Source organism: Microcoleus sp. S13_B4 (genome assembly GCF_036700885.1).
Lineage (GTDB): Bacteria > Cyanobacteriota > Cyanobacteriia > Cyanobacteriales > Microcoleaceae > Microcoleus.
In genome coordinates this window covers 214,832-233,962 of the sequence record NZ_JAUBPU010000003.1, presented here as the reverse complement: position 1 = coordinate 233,962, position 19,131 = coordinate 214,832, and the positions used below count along the sequence as shown (strand labels likewise).

The window sequence follows — 19,131 nt, the reverse complement described above, 5'->3', positions numbered from 1 at the left end:
CGCGCGAAAACCCCATTACTCGGGGATCAAATTAGCATCAGGAGGACCAGCCGAGTCAGGAATCGAGGGCGGCGCGGGTTCCGGAGCCGGAGCCGGAGGAGGAGCAGGTTCCGGAGCCGGAGCCGGGGCCTGTTCTCTCGCGGGGGGATAGTAAGGTTCCGGCTCCCTCGCGGGGGGATAGTAAGGTTCCGGCTCCCTCGCGGGCGGAGAGTAAGGTTCCGGTTCCCTTGCGGGGGGATAGTAAGGTTCCGGTTCCCTTGCGGGGGCCTGTTGGCTCGCGGGCGGATAGTAAGGCTCGGGAGCCGGAGCCTGCTCGGGAGCCGGAGCCTGCTCCTCTTGTCGGGGAGCCGGCGCGTACTCCTCTTGTCGGGGAGCCGGCGCGTACTCGCGAGCGGGTTCTGGCGCGGACTCGCGAGCGGGTTCCGGCGGCGGTGCACTGTTGGCTCTGAGTTCAGCACTCCAGCGCCCGATCGCACCTGCAGCCTCTGAATACAGCGCCCTACCGTAACCGATTTGGGAAGCCGTATCGATCGCCGCTCCTAGACTGCCTTGAGATGCCAATTCCGCAGCTCGATCGAGAATCGGTCTGTCTTGAGCAACTTGCAGTTCGCTCACCCACTGATAGACATTATCCTGAGCTTTCGCGTACAAAGTCCTACCGCTCTTAATTGCCGAAGCTTTTTCAATAGCAGCACTAAGTTTTCCTTGCTTCGCTAGAGCGATGGCTTCATCCAAAAAAGGCTGATCTTGAATAACTTCTATGCGTTTCGTCCACTGAGCCAAGAGAGTTTGCGCTTCTACCCTGCGGGGGCGGTTTTGAGCAATCAGAACTACCTGAGCGATGCCCGCCTTGAGTCCTTCAACGGTTTGCGCTTCTGCCAACTGCTTCGCCAGAGTCAGAAAAGATTGGTCTTCGATCCGCTGAATTTCCCGACGCCAAGCAGCCACCAAAGTTTGAGCGTGAACCCGCCGCGGCTGCTTAAGTCCGATGGTTTGCGCTTGCTCGATCGCGAGTCCAAACGTCCCTATCTGACCGACACTAGCGATCGTGCTCGCCACTTGCAGACGCAGCAAATCTTGAAACTGCACCTGCAAATTTTCAATTTGAACTTGAGCTTGCTTGTACAGAGGGCGACCCGGAGCAATTTGGCTAGCAGCCCCCTGCCCTTCCAGCAAGCTAAAAATGTGTTGTGGCAGCGGAGTTGATATCGACTGGTTCCACGTCACTGCCTGAGCCCTACCCAACTGCATCAAATCTTGAGCTTCCGCAAACAGCGGGGAATCCTGCGGCACAACAGAAGCAGCCTCGATCGCCCCCGGCAGGTCTTTCGCCCCCAACCGTTTAGTAGCCATTGCCAGCAAAGTCCGGCTCCAGCCCTCAATTTCCTTCTCAGCTTTAGCGCGGGCAAAAAGCTGCGAGTCTATTTTACGAGCCAGGACGATCGCCTCAGCGAACTTTTGCGGAGTTCCGTCCTTCGCCAAATCTCTAGCCTCTTGCAAGCGCTGCCAGCCGTTTCTTTCCAAAGAAATCTGCTGGATCAGCTCGTTGTACCGCTTCTGACTCCAGAAAACATTTTCCAGCTTGAACAGAGCTTGAGCATAATCCCAGGCCTTCCTTAAATCCTCACTTTTCAAAGCTGCTAGGGCTGTATCGTAGAGTTTTTGACCCTCCTGCCAATTTTTTTCCCAAGCAGTCACAGCTTCCTGTACATCAGGGTAAGACGGACTGGTTTTCGGAATTTTCGCCACAATCTCCAGAGCGCCCTTCAAATCGCCCACCTCAATTTTCGCCCTGGCGAATCCCAGCATGGCTTTCGACCATTCCCCGATCAAATGTTGACCCTGCGAGTATAGAGGGTGTTCTTTCGGCCAAGCCTGCACCAGTGCTATTGCCGATTCTAGCTGTTCTAGCTTGCCCGACTTAGCAGCTTGCTGAGCGCAGTAAAGTCGCTCTCCATCCGCCGCGAGCGGCGACAGTTGCTGGCAATTGGGCGGCGGCGGCATCGTCAGCAACCACAGAAATGCAGCGGCACCGGTTACTCCAAATCCCACCAGGAGACTCAGCCAGATAAGTTGCCACTGCCAAAAAGTTCTTTTGCCCTCAATCGGCAGCGCCGTTACTGAGGAACTCGCATCGCCTGTCGCCTCTGCACTGAACTGTGCCGTCGGTTTGGGGGATGGGTTGTATTGCGGTGGTGTGTGGAATTGGTCAGATTGTCGTCTCGCCATTACTTCAGCCTGTCCTGTAATGCGCTGTAAAGCCTGACACTCCCACATCAAATCATAGATTGTGATGTCGGCTTCTGACTCTTGTTAAGGAGATCGAGAACTTCCTTCAAGGTACTGGAAATTTTTCCCTCTACGGCGTTTTATAGTGAGGTTCGTGTCCAGCCCCACTGGTTGCTTCCGAGTATTTTAGGCTCTCGAAGCACGTAAATCATACCAGTTATCACACAGTTATTGACAGATCCCGGGGCCGTTTAGCAGAAAAAACAGTATTAAGCCCCCGTCTGTCGAGCAATTTTAGATTTTAGATTTTAGATTTTAGAATTGACTCTGCACATAAATTGTGGGAGGGATTAAACTAAGGTCTAATATTAAATCCGGGTCAGAAATTCCCTTATCAGACTCAGCGGTTGAAACCAATCCTCCACAAACTTTCGTCTCCTACAAGCCGATTTCAAAATAAAGGGGTACTACAGCCGGATTTGGTCTACACTTTTACGTGTAGAGGGTAGAAATGATTTTTTGGGTTTAGTCGTAAATTTTATTCCCGATCGCCAAACTTGCCGATCGAGTTTCATTTTTCTGTTTTCATTTTTTTTCTACTGTGCCGAATTCCGGCTGGCGACTGCAAAGAAACCGATCGCACCCAGCAAAATAATTAAATCATTTTCTACAACCGCCAGGCCGAGCACAAAGATCTGTTTTGCTTCCAACAGCCGCTGCTTTATCCGTTACGAAGCCTTTGGCGTATCGCTGACACTCGATGCTTGCGTGGCGGACTCGGCAGATCGATATCCGTAGAAATCTATCCGGTAGTCTACAATTTTGACACCCGTTTGCTCTTGGATTAGCTCGATCAAGTCGATCGGCAATTCCACATGAACGTCCAGAATCTGAGCCGTATCAAGACAATTGACGTGAGAGTGAGAGTCGCTGACATTGCCGTACAAGCGTCCCTCCGAGCGTTCTATGCACTCAATAATCCCTTCTCTCGACAAAGCTTCTAGATTTTGATAAACCGAAGTATGACCGATCGAATGCGCTTGTTTGTTGAGGCGATCATAAATTTCGCGAGCCGAGAGGTGTTCTTTTGCCTCCCACAAAAGTTCTAGAATAAATCGACGCTGGCGGCTCAAGCGCATTCCCATCGCCTGACAGCGGTTTAAAGCATCTTCTAATGAACGAATTGGTTTCACAGCTACCGCCTTATAAAGCCTGCTCGATTTTTAATTCTGGTACAATATTGCACGCCTACATATCCAATCATTCTAACGCAGGGTTGCCCAACAGTAGAAGATAGAGCGCAAAAATCTCGAATGAGTGAATTTTTTCGAGTTGCTGCTCAACGAGCGGCTGCCAGCACCCACCATAAAATTATCCGCCTCACAAATATTGCTTTGATTCTATCTTCTACTGCAACAACTCCTAGTTCGAGGATTTGATGGCGTTAACCAGTAACTTGGCGATTTCCGAGAGTTGCTTTTTGTTGAAAGTTTTGAGCAAAAGCTTGACTACCGCCTTCGGTTCGGCCGGAAGTGCGACTTGCTTCGACGCTGCTGCTGGGGCGGCTGGGGCGGCTGGGGCGGCTGGGGCGGCTAGTTTTGGGCTTGCTGCCAAAAGTAGCAAATTTTTACTCGGAACGATCGTCTTGGCTTTCCCCCCTTGTACTAAATCGCCAGCTTCCTTGAGTTCTTTGATAATCAGCGGAGCTAAGACTTGATAAGAGTTTTTGGGATTAACGATCGCTGCTCTAGCTGTTTTTACTAAATTTTGCCAAGTCTCTATTTTACCTCCCAACTTATAGAGGCGAACGCACACAGCCGTCAACTCAGAGCGACTAGCAGCCGATTCTTTCTGCTTGAACACCTGCAACATTTCTTTCAGTAAAGTCATCACTTCAACAGCAAAATTTGGCGGCACAGCGCCCGCTGTTGGAGCTGAGGGCGTACCAGACCCAGCAGCAGCCTGCACTTTGCCCGACGCCAATTTATTGAGGTGAGTTTCCAGTTGAGCAAAAACAGGCATCACCTGCTGCACGAGTTTTTCTCCCTCCTCATTCCTCAAGCCGAAAGGCCCCTCCAGTCGCCCCAGCAAGTCCTTAAGCGTATCAACTCCCTTTAAAAATAGGGATTCTGCCGTTTGGTCAACCTGCTTGACGGGCCCGTCCTTGAGCACCTTAAAACAATCTTCCAAGCGGTGAGCGGTTGTTTTAATACTATCTAAGCCGAGCATAGCCGCCCCTCCTTTCACGGAATGGGCGGCTCGAAACATCTCTTGGACGCTTTCGGGGTCTTTCATCGTGGACTTTAAATCCACTAAACCATTTTCTAGAGTATCGAGGTGCTCCTTAGCCTCCTCTATAAACAAACGCATAATTCGGTCTTGCTGATCTGACACGACAGTCCTCCTAACAATCTGTGCACCCTCCAGAAAGCACCCTCTTCCCGAGAGAAAACGCGACTCCTGCCAAAAGTCGGAAGCTCCCATGCAAAACATTCTAGCCTGCCTCAGCTAGCAGACTCAAAATACTGGTGTCGCGGCAATCTTAGCTCTAAAACTGGTGCGGTGGAGATTGAGCCTAGAGTTCTGAGGGAGTATCTGGAGCGACTTCAATACCCATCCCTTGTTTCATCATCTGCTGAGCCGTAATCAAGTCGCTTAACTCCTTGACTTCGACGCCGATGTCTTGGCAAGCCTTTTTCAGTTCCCGCTCGAAGGTGTTGAGGTCGCTCCCGTAGCCGCAAAGGTTCGCGGCTGTGGCGATTCCTTGTTGGGCGTTAGCTTTGGCGCAGTCGATCAATTCAATGCCTTTGAGGGGTTGGGAGGATGCCATAATTTCAAGCCACAATTTATCTTTTCTCCCACTGTACCTAGAAGGTTGAGGTCGATCGATCTATCGAAAGGCATGAAAAATCCTGCCTGTGTTGCGTGTTACCAATTCATTATTTTTTGCGATTTCCTGGCAATATATCAGTAGTTAGCATTTTCTAACCCTTACTGTTCCTAACTTCATGGTGAAAAACGTTCGCCTATCTAAAATGCACTGGCTCTGGAGCGTCCGGCACCGCCTGTTTGCGTCTGTTCTGTTCGCTATAGCAGTCGCTGTTTTCCTGCCACCTCAATATTTCCTCCTGACTCGGACACTGTGCATTTGGAACGCGGGCGCTGTCAGTTTCCTGCTTTTGACTTGGATGCTGATGCTGCAAGGCACTCCCGAAATAATGCGCCACCACGCTCAGCAGTTGGATGCTGGCCGCTTGGCAATCTTAAGCACGATCGTAGCAGCCGCTTGTGCTAGCTTGTTGGCTATCTTCTTCCTGCTGCGCGATACCAAAGGCTTGCCCCCCGATTTGCTATTTCTGCACTTGGGGCTTTCTGTTCTTACAATTGTTGGCTCTTGGATGCAGGTCCACACTATTTTCACGATGCACTATGCCCGCAGCTACTACAAAAACCGCAGCAAACAGCACGGCAGCTACTCGCAGGCGAATGGTTTGGACTTTCCGGGCGACGAGGAACCAGATTACAAAGATTTTTTATATTTCTCCTTTGGTATTGGGATGACTTGCCAAGTTGCAGACGTGCAGATAACTTCTCGTTCCACGAGGTATCTCGTGCTTTTTCACAGCGTGCTGTCGTTCTTTTTTAACACCGCTATTCTGGCTATGAGCGTCAATATTATTGCTGGATTGAGTTGACATTCTGTCCCAGTGGAAAGTTTCACCCTAATAATAGTTCGACTGCTTAGGTTATATCGGGGCGGTCTATCAAAGTTATCTGTCCGAGTTGAGTATTTTAATAAAGTCCCGCTATCATTGGGATGGAGAACTAAGTATCAGGGTTTAGGTGAGTTTTTCAGTGACCAAGAAGAAACGGAAGAAAGAGAAAAATTCTGCTCAGGCAAATAATAAAAACCAGTCTAGAGGTTTTGGTACTCGTCGCGTCGAAAAAGAATTTACTGGATTCACTTATCACAAGATGCCATCACCGTTTGAGGGAATGACTGAAGACGCAAGAGTTGAATTAATTAAGAAATTAGGTGAAAACTTCGGGCAACAATTTGAGACCTCTTTTGAAACATTGCAAAAACAAGTTTTTCAGGTTGAGCCTTGTTCTTTACTATCGTTTTTTGCCTACTACGATTTAACTACTTCACCCGGTATAAATCGTGAATGGACTGAAAAAAATCCAATCCTTCAACATCATGTAGAATTTCTACAAGGTCTTCTTCTTCAGCATTCACAAGATTCATTTGATTTCAGATCAGCTCTACCACAAGACTTTGTTGAGTTTCGCCAACTGGTTCAGGATGTCACACGTGGATTTCAAATGAAGCCTTTATCCCTAGCAGATCCATCGACAACCATAGAGCAGCATCAGAAGCTTATCACAGTAGAAAGGATCAGGGCAGATACTCAAGCTGTACGTAACTGGGGATATCCACAACAAGTTAAGCGGATTGTTTCGGATTTATTCTCAAGCCTGGATGATACGATTGAGCAAAGAATTGGAGTTCGAGTTGGTTGTTTAGTTGAAATGTGGTTCCAAATACTCGATGTTGTTGAGTACAGAATTAATCAGCATCGGAATTTGGTTATGCCTGCGCTCCGCGCCAAAAACATCGAAACAGCTATCAAAGAATATTATCAAGCTTTTCCCGATCTTACTTCATCTCCAGAAGACCTCTCAGCCTTTGTTCAAGAGAAAGATTTAACTCTTGACGGCTTAAGAAGTATTATTTTCAGTCAAAGTGATCTACGACTAAAACATATTTACACATTAACACTCGATACGTTTGTAGATGCTTACCCAAAAGCTATTAATCCAGAAGCATTAAAAAATGTGCTGGATTCCTGGTCGCTATCTTTCGGAGATTTATCAAACTGGAATTCAGAACATTTATTTCTTGGCAATCCTGTTTGGCAGAAACCTCTCATCAAGCTTGAGGTTGGAACTTATTTCTGCCCAGTCATAACACTCTTTTTAAATTATTTAATAGATATTATGGAAGCTATTATTAAACCTCATCCTGAAATTTATAAAAAATATGAAGAGCGTAGAGGAAAATTTTTGGAGCAAGAGATTTATCAGCTTTTCCAAAAAGCTTTCCCATCTGCCAAGCTTTATCAAGGTAGCAAATGGTTCGATGCTACAACCAAGAAGACTTTTGAAACTGACCTTCTGGTTTTACTCGACTCTTATTTGCTAGTTGTGGAGGCTAAATCAGGTAGAGTGACTGAAGCGACAAAGCGTGGGGCATTTGAGAGCCTAAAGAAGATTGTCAAAAAATTAATGGTAGAACCATCCCTTCAATCCAAAAGATTTTCTGATTACCTAATAAAAAATCCAGGTTTGCATCAGTTGAATAATCGCAAAGGCGAATTAAATGAAGTTGACTGTTCAAAAGTACGTGAGGTGGTTCGCTTGAGTATCACTTTAGAGTCATTGGGGACTCTTTTTTGTCGAGCCACCGATTTGAAACAAGCGGGTTTAATTGCATCGGATATTGAAATGTCTCCAACTATGTCTCTTGCAGATCTCGAAATTATCTTTGAAATTTTGGAGGGAAGTTGTGAGAAACTACACTACTTAGTACGGCGAGCAGAATTTGAGAAAAATGCTGATTATAATGGCGATGAGATTGATTTGCTTGCGTTCTATATTGATACAGGGTTTAACATTGGGAATGCTGAGTTTACTCAACAGCGTCTTTCCTTACTTGGTATGTCCAACATTTTTGATCCATTTTTTATGAAGGAATTACCTAAAAGTGAAACTCCTAAACCGCAGCGTAAATTAACACGTTGGTGGAGAAGCATTATCCAGCATATTGAATCACGGCATTCTGAGCGTTGGACTGAAGTTGGTTGTGTACTTCTCAATTTTACTCATGACGATCAAACAAATTTTGAAGAAGGGTTCAAACGAATTAAAAAAATTGTCCATAAGTTTTGGCAACTACCCGATCACAATAATACTTGTATCTTGACTAATGAAATAGTTCCAGAGCGCGGAGCAGTCGTTGGCTTCGCCTATAAGCGTATTGATAGAGAAAAAAGAAATCGAACAATGGAAAATGCTCTGGATGAAGCTATGAGCATTTATCCTGTCAGTCGAGTTGTGGTTATTGGGGTAGATGTTGAGCAAAATGATTATCCATACAGTGTAGTTGCCCGTCATCTCAGTGAAGATGAGAATGCTTTTTAGTAAATGGACACTTGACAAGGGAAAATATAGTTTGAAAGCTCGAAACTTGAAAAGTGTAGACCGCAATCGAAGAATCTCGTCGCAACGAACGGTTGAGCGATTTCGGTGTGGATGCAGAGTTTAGTAGTCGCTGAACGAAATCATTATTCCGTTATCAGCAATATTGGCTTCAAGGGTTGTTGCTGATTTCGACGATCGCCTCTCCTTGACGCAATCGTTCTATTGCATCAGGTAAAGTGGCAGTTAACAATTGTCGCAGGTTACGGTTTGTTACATTGCCACAGGTCAACCACAAAATTTGAGGGGGCGCTCCTAATCGACATACCAAATCGATGAAGTCGCTGTCTTTGGTCATAATCACAGCTTTTTCGGCTTGTGCTGATTCAAAAATTTCGGTATCTTGGGCATCTCGAAGTTGAATATCTCGCAACGCAACCGCTTCTAAATTAAAGTTATCTGTCAGCCAATTTGCGAGAGTTGGTGGCAGTTGAGCATCGATCCATATCTTCATGCCGTCAGTCTTGGGAAATCGGTACGTCGTGCAGCAAACAGTAAGCAAGCTTGAATATCTGCAAGCTCCAAGTCCGGGAAATCTTCTAAAATCTCAGTAACGCTGACGTTCTCAGCCAGCATTTCTAAGATGTCGGTGACTCGAATTCGCATTCCTCGAATGCAGGGACGACCACCACACTGACCGGGGGTTTGGGTAATGCGAGTTAACAAGCCAGTCGTTGAGTTCATCAGGGGTTGCCTGTAAGTTGCTTTGTTCGTCTCCATCTTACTGAGTAATCATCTCGAAAGCAGGTTTTTGGGTAAGTCCTCATATTTGTGGCCAAAACGAAGTCATTACGAGTATGATTTAATAAGAAGCAAAAGAGACAGTCGCCATGAGGATCGAAGAAATACCCCTCAACCAGATTCGCCGCCCCCTGCCGCGAGTCAACGACCAAACCAAAGTCGCCACCCTCATGGAATCCATCCGCGAGGTAGGTTTAAACGAACCCATCGATGTGCTAGAAGTAGATGGCCAATATTACGGATTTTCCGGCTGCCACCGATACGAAGCTTGCCAGCGTCTCGGTTTAGAAACTATCCGCTGTAAAGTACGCCGAGCTCCCCGTGCCGTGTTGCAGATGCACTTAGCCTGAGCCTCTCAACAGAAATTCACAACAGGCAAACATTCGATCGCCCAAAGCTTTCTCAGATGTTCGATCGACAATCACTAAATAACAAGGTAAAAACCTATGACTACCAACAACCAAAAACAACATCTTTACCCGACCCGCATCGATATGTCAGCCGCCACCCGCTCTCAAGTAGTCGGACTGCTCAACGCCACACTAGCAACGACTCTGGACTTAAAAACTCAAGTCAAGCAAGCTCACTGGAACGTTAAAGGCATGGACTTCTACCAGTTACACTTGCTATTTGACGAAATGGCAACAGAACTCGAAGAATACATCGATTTGGTTGCCGAACGGGTCACAGCTTTGGGCGGTTTGGCTGTAGGAACAGCCCGCACAGCCGCCGCAGATTCGATTTTGCCAGAATTTCCTTTCGACATTTTAGACGGCAAAGAGTACGTGACGGCTTTAGCCGATCGCTACGCACCCTACGCCCAACACCTGCGAGTCGCCATCGACACAACAGGCGAACTCGGCGATGCCGATACAGCGGATCTCTACACCGAAATTTCGCGGACAATTGACAAGCGTTTGTGGTTCCTAGAAGCACATTTGCAAGGTTCGGCGACAACTGCAACAGCCACAGCCCCGGAAAAAGTAGGCGTCAGATAGCCACAAAAACATTTGTGGGGTGGGCGCGGGAGCCCGCCCCACAGATGTATTTCCTTAAGGCTCGTGACAGTTTACGATCGAGAATATGTCCATTTATTAATTTGGATGAGTTTTTCGTGACTGCCAATATTCCAGATTATGCTCCTCAACTGCAACGCCTGATTGAACAGGCGGGGCTTTCGAGCGATCGAGAACTCAGCCAAAAAGCAGGAGTTCCCGAAATTCAGGTCATCCGCCTGCGTCGTGGCTTAGCTTTGAAAACCCGAGCCGACATCCTGCTCAAAATTAGTCAAGCTTTGCAAATTTCCTTAACCGAACTGCTGACAACCTTGGCACCAGACTATGTAGAGTTAGAAAAGGCACCACCGACCGCCCTAGAACAAGAATATCAGCGCCTGCAAGCTTCGATCGAACAGCAGCGAGAATCTTTGATGCAGGAATTCCAGCTATCTAGCGTGCAAATTTTAGAATCTTGGATGTTGCAGTGGCCGACTGCTGCGAGCAAAGCTCAGGAAAATCACAATTTGCGGGCTCAGAAACTACTGCCCTTGCTGCGGCCCGTCGAGCAGTTATTGGAGCATTGGGGAGTGGAGTCGATCGCCCCAGTCGGAGTCCAGATTCCCTACAACCCCCAACAGCACCAGCTCATGGAAGGAACAGCCGAGCCAGGAGAACCCGTCAAAGTCCGCTACACAGGCTACAGACAAGGCGACAGACTGCTCTACCGCGCCAAAGTTAGCCGAGTTTGATTAATACCAGAAGGCATTCGGCAGAACAAAGATTGTCCCTATCTCAAAATTCACTCCCGGCGAAGCGCTGCGACTCTGATCAGCGTTACGATCCGCGACGAGCACCATCTTTTGCACTCAAAACTATTCTCCCGCTCTCAGGCTCTGGCGCTTTCCCCCTCTCTTATTTGGCTCGGAGTCCATCTCGCAGCTATACTAGCCTAGTCTGGCTAGAAATTCTGACATTCCCACCGCAAAATATGAGTCCTGTAGTTAAAATTATTCAGCCCTCTGGCATTTTAGACGGCACCAAGGCAAGTCAATTCCGCCAAGAGATTAGCGACCTAGTGGAAGCGGGAGCCGATGTGGTATTGATAGACTTCACGGATGTGACATTTATGGATAGTTCTGGTTTGGGCGCTTTAGTCTTGGCGCTCAAAACAGTCCGGGCCGCTGGGAGTCAATTAGTTGTCTGTTCTATCAACGAGCAAATCCGTATCTTATTTGAACTCACCAGCATGGATCGAGTTTTCGAGATATTTCAGACCCGCGATGCTTTTAATAGCAAAATTCCTTCCACTAACTAAATCTTTTGGCTGCTAGCTTCTTGCTATTTGGTCGCAGATGCAATGCAAGAAGTCAGCTAGCCAAAGTTTACCTTGAGTAAAGACCAATCATCATCAAAAACTGCTTTAGCGTTCAACTTTTGAATGTAGTTCAAAACCAGCTCTAACTGGTCGGCACTTGCACCGTTGTAAGCTGCTAACAAATCTACGAAAGGGTCAAGCCCCCAGATATTGCCGTCAGGTTGGTGGATCTCGTATACCCCGTCGCTAAAGATGTAGAGAGTGCTCAAATCCTCGACATCGCAGCAATTATCGACATAGGGGGCATCGGGGAACATCCCCACCGGCATTCCGGGGGTTTTTAATCGCTGGATTTTAGCAGTGCTCGCAGGGGACTGGGAAATCAACACGGCCGGTGGATGGCCGGCGCTAGCATAAACTAGCTGGCGAGAAATGCGGTTGTAAACGCCATACCAGATGGTGAAATACTTATCATTTTGGTAGCTCATCTGGAAGGTGGTGTTCAGGGCGCGCAAAACGTCGCTGGGTTTGTAGTAGTCTATGTTGGGGAGCGTGCGCGATCGCAGCAAATTCAGCACGGCCACAGAAGGCAGCGCCGCCCGCAAACCGTGACCGGCTACGTCGAGCAAGTAAATCGCTAAATAATCGGCATCTAGCCAGTTGTAGTCGAAGCAATCTCCCCCCAACTGCCGCGAGGGAATGAATTTTGCTTCGATGCTGAAAGGTTCCGTCATCGGATCTGGCAACAGCGATTGCACGTACTCAGCGGCCTCAGCTAACTCTGCTTCCAGACTTTGCTTGGCTATTTTCAAATCTCGGCTGAGTTGGTGCAGCCTCAATCCGGCGCGTACTCTCGCCTGTAACTCGTTGAGTTCGATCGGCTTCGAGATAAAATCGTCGGCACCGGCGTCGAGGCCTTTGACTCGATCGGCGATCGAGCCCAAAGAAGTCAACAAAAAGAATTGTGTAGTTGACAGATCCGGATCTGCCTTAACTCGACGGCAGACATCGATGCCGGTCAAGCGCGGCATGATCCAATCGCAAATGATCAGGGCCGGACGCAATTTTTGCGCCTGGGCTACACCGTCTTCGCCATTGCTTGCTACTGTTACTTCGTAACCCTGTTTTTTCAGGGTTCTTCTCAGCAGTTCTTGAACAGCCGTATCATCGTCAATAACCAGAATTTGAAACATGGGCACTTAGGTACTACAAGTTTTTCAAGGTCTGGGGGTCATTTAAAATATATCCTGTCAGCGCCCTTGTCTGAGATTGAGTATAGTTTATTGACATCGCTTTCGAGGTAATTGCTTTTGACGGCGGGTGGTTGAGTTCAATTTACGTTAAAGTTTGAGGAAAATTTGGCGCGATCGAACTTCACTCAGTTTATACTCAGAATATAAATTTTTATAGACTTTTATTTGCCACAGGTGCTGGTTGACACGGAAGTTCAATTTATGGTATGCTCGCTAACCGATTAGTGTATTAGACATCGCTAGACGGCCCACCAAAGCTAGTATCCTCAAACTACCATTCAATTTTGCCGCCGTTGTATTGTGTCTGGTTGTATTGTGTCTGGTTGTATTTTGCCCACCGGCCGATGAAGAACTTCTGTGGTGAGCGTGATTGAATTAAAAGGTTCCGAAAAGTTGCCGATGCTAAAAAAAGCGGATCTTCAAGTCAATACAGGTCTGAACGGATTAAGCTGGGTTTTGTCGTGGTTTGCACAATTGTACGACTCGCGAATTCCTACAAGTGTGTGGATACGGTGTCAGTTAGCTTTGGCGGAGGGCTTTACGAATGCGGTGCGTCACGCTCACAAGGGCAAACCAGCGGATTTGCCTGTTGACATTCAGGTGGCGGTGTTCGCTGAATCTTTAGAGATTAAAATTTGGGACTCGGGCGATCCGTTTGATTTAGAGAAAAAAATCAAAGATATTTCGGAAAAAGTCGATATTCACTCTCCCGGCGGGCGGGGCCTAAAATTGATTAAAGACATCGCAGACAGTATTAGTTACGAGAGAACGGCTGATGGACGGAACTGTTTGTCGATCATCAAAAATTATACTCCTGTCTCAAGGCCGAACAATGAACAGGATATTTTGGAAGTGGTAGAGGAAATTTCTGATTAATGGGTTCATCGGGTTTTAAACGCGGGATACAGGATTAAGCCACCGCAGAATTGTCCGTTTTAACTCATTTAATTCTCGATACACTTCTTGTTTGACCCATTGCCCGATCGCATCGAATGGCGTAAAAATTTGACCCATCGGCCAGCTAACATCTTGACCCAAGGGCGTTTGATGGTTGCCGGCGAGAGTCTGAACTGTAATCATGTCGGGGAATCTCTGTTTTAGCAGACCAGTCAAAAGTAGGGTTTGGTCGATGTTGTCGCCGTTAAATTTGACTAAAAGATTGCGCCGGATTTGATAGCTATCTTGGACGAGGCGATTAGTCTCTTGCGGGGAAGGGGTAAACTCGACTTTAAAGACGGGGGAAATTTGCTCGACGATCGGGATTGCTTCGGATGCCGCATAATTGTTGAAAGAAATCAGAATATTGCCTGCTCGTTCTACGTCAAATACAGAACCGATCAGCAAGTGCAGCTTGCATCCCATGCTGTGTCCCATACCGTAAATGGGGAGATAGGAAGATTTGAGCAATTTAGTGGCGCGTAGGCGATCGAGGGCATTTTCAAATTTGTTGAGGACATCGCGGGCGATCGCAATATGATCCAAAGTATTGACAAACGGCGTTGCGACTACAACATATCCTTGATTCCCTAAAGCCTCTAATAGCCAGCGATAGGTGAGTTGCGGTGCTGTCGCCACAAATGCACCTCCGAGAAAATGTACGATCGCGATCGGTCTTGAAGGAATTAATACCCAGTTGCCAGAAATTTCTTGCCAGTCCATAAATTAAATCTAATTCTAAGTAAAAAGGCGATCGTCCTCTGAAGGTAGAAGGCATAATTTTTTATAAATTTTTGCTTTTATTTTCTGCCTCAAGAATGGGTTTGCTACCCATTTTTTAATTCAAAAAACTTTGCTTTTTACTCATACATTGTTTAGTGTAACTGTTTTGACAGCAAATAGCACTGCGGGCGAGCGCTGCTATTGGCGCCCTGTATAGGGTGGAAGTTGGCGATCGAATAAATTAAGGCTGACATCGGCTGGCGGCTTTCAAAGATTTGTATATCGTGTCCGCTCGCACGACGGCAAGGCACTGTAGCTGGTATTGCGGGTAATTGACCCGACAGAATATTAACAGTCAAATACGGCTCAAAACCCCAATCTCGCGTATTAACCAGTCTCTGGGCGCTCGGCTTCGATTTGGCTTTATTGGCAGCACCTAATTTCTTAACTAAACCCCCATACAGCTATAACATCCTTTAGGAAAGCCGCCCGATTTCAGACGATCGCTGGGGGTTTAATTGTGGCGAATGACTGATACCTTCTGTCCTTTCCTTACTCAACTTTTCGTGAGTCTTCATCCATTTCCACTTGTTCACAGTAGCTTGCGGATTGAGAACTGTGGTAGCGAGGCCGTAAAAAATAGTAGGCAAAACCTCCCGATTTAACCAACTTTGTCCCAGCTTTCTCATGTAGTGCTGTGCCAAAACTTCTCGAAATTTGTTAAGCCTTTGCAAAAGCGGCAAATTCTTAAAGAATAGCTGTTCGTACTCGTTGAGCGATAACTCTTTTTCTCCCCGCAAGCGCCGGAGTTGGTTTTCCTTGACACAATCAGAAGCTATGCGCTTTTTCAGCCAGTGCTTATCTGTGAGAGATGTGCCTCTAATTCGATAATTTCCCAAAGGTGCCGTCGCCGCTAGCAAGCCGTACTTTTGAGCAAGTTTGGTAAATAACTCTGTATCTTCTCCTACCTGCCAATCTTCTGCAAAGCCACCTTCTTTGAGAAGAATGGAGCGATCGACTACAACAGAAGACGGGAAAACCCAAGGACATTCGCCTGTCTCCTTAATCGCCTGCATTTCTGCTTTAGTGGTAGGATAGGTGGGAATATAACTCAACTTGTTGCCACGCTTGTCTAAATATCGCAAAGCGTGAGCCACAGCTTTGACTTCGGGATTGTCTGCGAGCATCTTCAAACAAACTTCTAACTTATTGGGTTCCCAGGTATCGTCGCTGTCGATAAACGCTACATACTCGCCCGTTGCCAGATATATCATTAAATTTCTCGACTTAGAAACCCCGTAATTTTGGGGATTCCTGAAGTATTGAATTCTCGAATCTTGCTCGACCAGCTTAGCAGCAACTTTGTCAGTAGCATCAGTAGAGCAGTCATCAACAATTAAAACTTCTAGATTCTGGTGGGTGCCCTTAAGTACGGAGGCAACTGTCTCGGCCAGAGTGTCGGCAGCATTGAATGCAGGAATGATTACACTGACTTTTTGGCTGTTCATAACTTGCATTAAGGTGTGGTTTGGTAGTTGTTCGCCGAAGTATAGTCTCTCAGCAGACACTCTAACTCCTTTACGTGCAAGTACCTGTAGCCAGGAAACTTGCCTAGATACTGCCAATATAACAGGCTTACCAACCTCAGTGTTATCTACCATAAGGGGGGAAAGCCGTTAAAAGACGGAGTGCAGACTATTTGGGCGGCAATTTTTCTGACACAGGCCTCGGCTGCGAGGCATTTAGGGTTGGGTAGGGGGATGGGAATTTTCCTAAAGTCGATCGCATATTTTTGCTTTAATAGAACTTACCCAGAAAAACCCCACCTCACCCAAAATTATTGGTTTGAGAATTAGATATCTACTAAAAAACCTGGTTCCTGACTCAGAGCGATTCGGGTTAATCGCTGATAATAAAATTGTTTCTCGTGGAACCGGAGCGGGCGAGTGAGGAATCTTAGTCCTGACTACAAACCTAATTATCATCCTTTAACCCAACTTGATATCAAGAGTCTGTAAATCCTGTTTTATTGATTAACTCACCAGTCGAACAACTGCCAAAAAACTGATACGCTAACTCTGCTATGTGTGGCATTACCATAGCAATGACCTAAAAGTTTGAGTTAATTATTTTTGAGGTTTCATTTACTGACGAGGCTTAATCAGGCTAGGAAAAAAAATATTTTGAAAATTGAGAATATTGGTTTATCTAATTTGCCTCTTTAGGATTTCCCACCCTCAATCAGCAAGGTAGTTGGTCTGGGATTATCAGCTTTTTTGAAATTAGTAGCTTTTCAAAAAAGATGCTTTCTTCAACTTGTTTAATTATTAAATTGCCATAAGGTGTCACTCTTTTTTCTCTTCCTCTTGTACCGCGAGAGGTTCCCAGGGTCAAATCGTTTCCCCATCTGCCATAACAGGTAATTTATTTGCGGTTGAACTCAGTACCGCTAGGTTTTAGGGAAGATCCTTCTAAAAGTATACTATAAAAAATCCTCGCCTCACCCGTAAAAAATGTTGCCAAAGTTCTTGAGCAAAGTGCAAATTTATACTTGTTGCCTAACAGTCTTTGTGTTGGGCGGCTGCCAGCAGCAGCTACAGCCAAACTTGCAGCAGCAACAGCGCAGCAAACAGGGCATGGCAGTTTCGGCTCACCCTCTGGCGAGCGCTGCGGGGCTGGCCCTGCTGCAACAGGGAGGCAATGCAGTGGATGCGGCGGCTGCTACGGCTTTGGCGATTTCGGTGGTGGAGCCTTTTTCGGCGGGTATCGGCGGCGGGGGTTTTTTGCTCCTGCGGCGGGCAGAAACGGGGACTGTGCAAGCGCTGGATTTCCGGGAACGAGCTCCGAAACGGGCGGCGCGGGATATGTACCTCGACAAGCAAGGTAAGGTGCGCCCAAGGGCAAGTCGGGACGGGCATTTGGCGGCGGGTATTCCGGGTACTGTTGCTGGACTTTATACGGTTCACCGCGAGTATGGTAAGTTGCCTTGGGCTGCGGTGGTGGCGCCGGCGATCGCCCTGGCGGAAAATGGCTTTCCAGTAAGTTCGCGGTTTACCACGGCTACCGGGCGACGACAGGATGTGTTCAAAAAAAACCGGGCGGCGCGGGAGGTTTTTACTCGTGGTGGCATTTTATACCAGCCGGGTGAGCTTTTGGTGCAGCGGGATTTGGCGCGGACTTTGCGGCAGATTGCACAAAATCCGCAGAGTTTTTATACTGGGGACATTGCGCGGGCGATCGCCGCCGATATGGCTAAAAACGGCGGCCTTATCACTCTGGAAGATTTGAAAAACTATACGCCGATTTGGCGAAATCCGGTTTGTGGCAACTTTCGCACTTACGAAATTTGCGCGATGTCGCCTCCTTCTTCCGGCGGCGTTCATTTGTTGCAAATCTTAAATATTCTGGGAGATACGGATCTCAAAAGGTTGGGGAGGCAAAGTCCAGATACGCTACATTTACTGGCGGAGAGCATGAGGATTGCTTATGCTGACAGGGCTGAGTATTTGGGCGACCCGGGTTTTGTGAGTGTACCGGTCAAAGCTCTGACTAGCACCAATTATGGCAAATTGAGACGATCGCAAATCCAAATGTCCAAAGCCAGACCTTCGAGCGAGGTAAAGGCTGTTGACGCTGAAACTTTGAACCGTCTGGTGTGGGAGTCTCCCGAAACTACCCACCTGACGGTAGTTGACAAAGAGCGCAACGTAGTAAGCTTAACGTTTACGGTGAATGGGGGTTTTGGGGCTGGAGTCGTGGCCGCGGGTACGGGAATTTTGCTCAACAACGAGATGGATGATTTTGCAGCGGCGCCGGGAGTGCCGAATTTGTCGTCTGGTTTGGTGGGCGGGGAGGCAAATTCGATCGCCCCGGGCAAAACTCCTTTATCGAGCATGACGCCGGTCATTGTGACAGAAAATGGCAAATTTCGCCTCGCTGCTGGGGCTCCCGGAGGCAGCACGATTATTACCACGGTGTTGCAAATAGTGCTGAATGTGTTGGTTTACGACATGAATGTCGGCGATGCTGTATCTGCACCTAGAATTCACCACCAATGGCAACCGGATCGCCTGAGGGTGGAACGGGGAGGTTTTGAGGCTGCGACGCTTTCGGAGTTGCGGCGGCGGGGACACCAGATTGTCGAAGCTGACGGCTGGGGAAACGCTAATGCGATCGTCCTGACTGCGGATGGTTGGTTGGAAGGGGCTGCCGATCGGCGCGGGGAAGGAGAAGCAAGGGGGTTTTAGTCATCAGTCAGTCGATTAGAAATTTTAGATGTTAGACGGGGGTGAGACTTCGCCGACTCAACGATTTTAGATTTACTCCACAGATGAATCTGGGATGTTGAACTAGCGTCAAAAATTTTGATATCTCTACGACAGGAATCTGAGGCTGGTATACGTTTTTTGGGCGAGATCCTTAGTCATTAGTCATTAGTCATTAGTCATTTTGGATCTGGCAAACGGTATTTAAAACCTGGTTTCTTTTGTCTCCAGTGCGTAAGTCCTGAAATTATTAGTCTGTGTACGTTTATTTTTGCATCCGTATTTTTGCGCTGATGTTTATTGGCTGACTAACTGCCAACAATTACCAAAACAAATAATCACCAAAAGCGTAAATTCACTTATGTGTAAAGTTATTGTAAAGGCACTAGACATTGATACTTATCTAATGT

19 protein-coding genes are annotated in these 19,131 nt (G+C 47.2%); 9 read left to right on the top strand and 10 right to left on the bottom strand.

The features are described 5' to 3' along the window. Positions 1 to 15 precede the first annotated feature (15 nt). The gene (locus QT994_RS03805) at positions 16 to 2,277 is read right to left on the bottom strand and encodes a hypothetical protein (protein WP_333171905.1); all 2,262 of its coding nucleotides are present in this window, start codon (positions 2,275 to 2,277) and stop codon (positions 16 to 18) included. Between the two features lie 680 nt (positions 2,278 to 2,957). Then, positions 2,958 to 3,422, bottom strand: coding sequence for a Fur family transcriptional regulator (locus tag QT994_RS03800; RefSeq protein WP_333041514.1), 465 nt, complete (start codon positions 3,420 to 3,422; stop codon positions 2,958 to 2,960). 120 nt (positions 3,423 to 3,542) lie between these two features. Between QT994_RS03800 and QT994_RS03795 the strand changes: the two genes are divergently transcribed. Then, complete coding sequence (locus QT994_RS03795) at positions 3,543 to 3,668, top strand: hypothetical protein (protein ID WP_333171903.1); 126 nt, start codon at positions 3,543 to 3,545, stop codon at positions 3,666 to 3,668. Here the strand turns inward: QT994_RS03795 and QT994_RS03790 are convergent. Both QT994_RS03790 and QT994_RS03785 read right to left on the bottom strand, forming a co-directional pair. Continuing rightward, entirely contained in the window at positions 3,652 to 4,722 is a 1,071-nt protein-coding gene (locus QT994_RS03790; protein ID WP_333171900.1) for an Hpt domain-containing protein, read from the bottom strand. The two genes, QT994_RS03795 and QT994_RS03790, sit on opposite strands and share 17 nt — an antisense overlap. A gap of 82 nt (positions 4,723 to 4,804) precedes the next feature. Then, the gene (locus QT994_RS03785) at positions 4,805 to 5,059 is read right to left on the bottom strand and encodes a hypothetical protein (protein ID WP_333047151.1); all 255 of its coding nucleotides are present in this window, start codon (positions 5,057 to 5,059) and stop codon (positions 4,805 to 4,807) included. A gap of 178 nt (positions 5,060 to 5,237) precedes the next feature. Between QT994_RS03785 and QT994_RS03780 the strand changes: the two genes are divergently transcribed. Both QT994_RS03780 and QT994_RS03775 read left to right on the top strand, forming a co-directional pair. Then, positions 5,238 to 5,924: a DUF1345 domain-containing protein gene (locus tag QT994_RS03780; RefSeq protein WP_333047152.1), complete on the top strand. Its 687-nt coding sequence runs from the start codon at positions 5,238 to 5,240 to the stop codon at positions 5,922 to 5,924. A 160-nt stretch (positions 5,925 to 6,084) separates the two neighbouring features. Further along, entirely contained in the window at positions 6,085 to 8,433 is a 2,349-nt protein-coding gene (locus QT994_RS03775) for a hypothetical protein (protein ID WP_333171898.1), read from the top strand. Positions 8,434 to 8,602: 169 nt separating this feature from the next. Here the strand turns inward: QT994_RS03775 and QT994_RS03770 are convergent, their stop codons facing one another. Beyond that, positions 8,603 to 8,944: a DUF5615 family PIN-like protein gene (locus tag QT994_RS03770; RefSeq protein WP_333155903.1), complete on the bottom strand. Its 342-nt coding sequence runs from the start codon at positions 8,942 to 8,944 to the stop codon at positions 8,603 to 8,605. Continuing rightward, the gene (locus QT994_RS03765) at positions 8,941 to 9,174 is read right to left on the bottom strand and encodes a DUF433 domain-containing protein (protein ID WP_006632006.1); all 234 of its coding nucleotides are present in this window, start codon (positions 9,172 to 9,174) and stop codon (positions 8,941 to 8,943) included. The genes QT994_RS03770 and QT994_RS03765 overlap by 4 nt, the downstream gene beginning before the upstream one ends. 146 nt (positions 9,175 to 9,320) lie before the next feature. On the opposite strand from QT994_RS03765, the gene QT994_RS03760 reads away from it, so the two are divergent. The 4 genes from QT994_RS03760 to QT994_RS03745 all read left to right on the top strand — a co-directional run bounded on the left by QT994_RS03760 (position 9,321) and on the right by QT994_RS03745 (position 11,544). Further along, positions 9,321 to 9,581 carry a sulfiredoxin gene (locus QT994_RS03760; RefSeq protein ID WP_333171896.1) on the top strand — a complete coding sequence of 87 codons (261 nt, stop codon included), beginning with the start codon at positions 9,321 to 9,323 and terminating at the stop codon, positions 9,579 to 9,581. A gap of 96 nt (positions 9,582 to 9,677) precedes the next feature. Then, positions 9,678 to 10,229 (top strand): DNA starvation/stationary phase protection protein Dps, encoded by a 552-nt coding sequence (gene dps / locus QT994_RS03755; protein WP_333171894.1) that lies wholly within the window; start codon positions 9,678 to 9,680, stop codon positions 10,227 to 10,229. Between the two features lie 44 nt (positions 10,230 to 10,273). After that, positions 10,274 to 10,978 (top strand): helix-turn-helix domain-containing protein, encoded by a 705-nt coding sequence (locus tag QT994_RS03750; RefSeq protein WP_333171892.1) that lies wholly within the window; start codon positions 10,274 to 10,276, stop codon positions 10,976 to 10,978. 239 nt (positions 10,979 to 11,217) lie between these two features. Continuing rightward, positions 11,218 to 11,544 carry an STAS domain-containing protein gene (locus QT994_RS03745; protein ID WP_333047161.1) on the top strand — a complete coding sequence of 109 codons (327 nt, stop codon included), beginning with the start codon at positions 11,218 to 11,220 and terminating at the stop codon, positions 11,542 to 11,544. 56 nt (positions 11,545 to 11,600) lie between these two features. Here QT994_RS03745 and QT994_RS03740 read toward each other — a convergent pair whose 3' ends face one another. Next, the gene (locus QT994_RS03740; RefSeq protein WP_006632014.1) at positions 11,601 to 12,737 is read right to left on the bottom strand and encodes a PP2C family protein-serine/threonine phosphatase; all 1,137 of its coding nucleotides are present in this window, start codon (positions 12,735 to 12,737) and stop codon (positions 11,601 to 11,603) included. Positions 12,738 to 13,154: 417 nt separating this feature from the next. Between QT994_RS03740 and QT994_RS03735 the strand changes: the two genes are divergently transcribed. After that, a complete protein-coding gene (locus tag QT994_RS03735; RefSeq protein WP_333171890.1) occupies positions 13,155 to 13,673 on the top strand; it encodes an anti-sigma regulatory factor in 519 nt (172 codons plus the stop codon). 15 nt (positions 13,674 to 13,688) lie between these two features. Here the strand turns inward: QT994_RS03735 and QT994_RS03730 are convergent, their stop codons facing one another. The 3 genes from QT994_RS03730 to QT994_RS03720 all read right to left on the bottom strand — a co-directional run bounded on the left by QT994_RS03730 (position 13,689) and on the right by QT994_RS03720 (position 16,117). Then, positions 13,689 to 14,456, bottom strand: coding sequence for a DUF1350 family protein (locus tag QT994_RS03730; protein ID WP_333171888.1), 768 nt, complete (start codon positions 14,454 to 14,456; stop codon positions 13,689 to 13,691). 152 nt (positions 14,457 to 14,608) lie between these two features. Further along, positions 14,609 to 14,815, bottom strand: a complete 207-nt coding sequence (locus QT994_RS03725; RefSeq protein WP_333171886.1) for a hypothetical protein — start codon at positions 14,813 to 14,815, stop codon at positions 14,609 to 14,611. Between the two features lie 117 nt (positions 14,816 to 14,932). Beyond that, a complete protein-coding gene (locus tag QT994_RS03720; protein WP_333171884.1) occupies positions 14,933 to 16,117 on the bottom strand; it encodes a glycosyltransferase family 2 protein in 1,185 nt (394 codons plus the stop codon). An 852-nt stretch (positions 16,118 to 16,969) separates the two neighbouring features. Here QT994_RS03720 and ggt point away from each other — a divergent pair. After that, positions 16,970 to 18,703: a gamma-glutamyltransferase gene (gene ggt / locus QT994_RS03715; RefSeq protein WP_333171882.1), complete on the top strand. Its 1,734-nt coding sequence runs from the start codon at positions 16,970 to 16,972 to the stop codon at positions 18,701 to 18,703. The last annotated feature ends 428 nt before the right edge of the window (positions 18,704 to 19,131 follow it).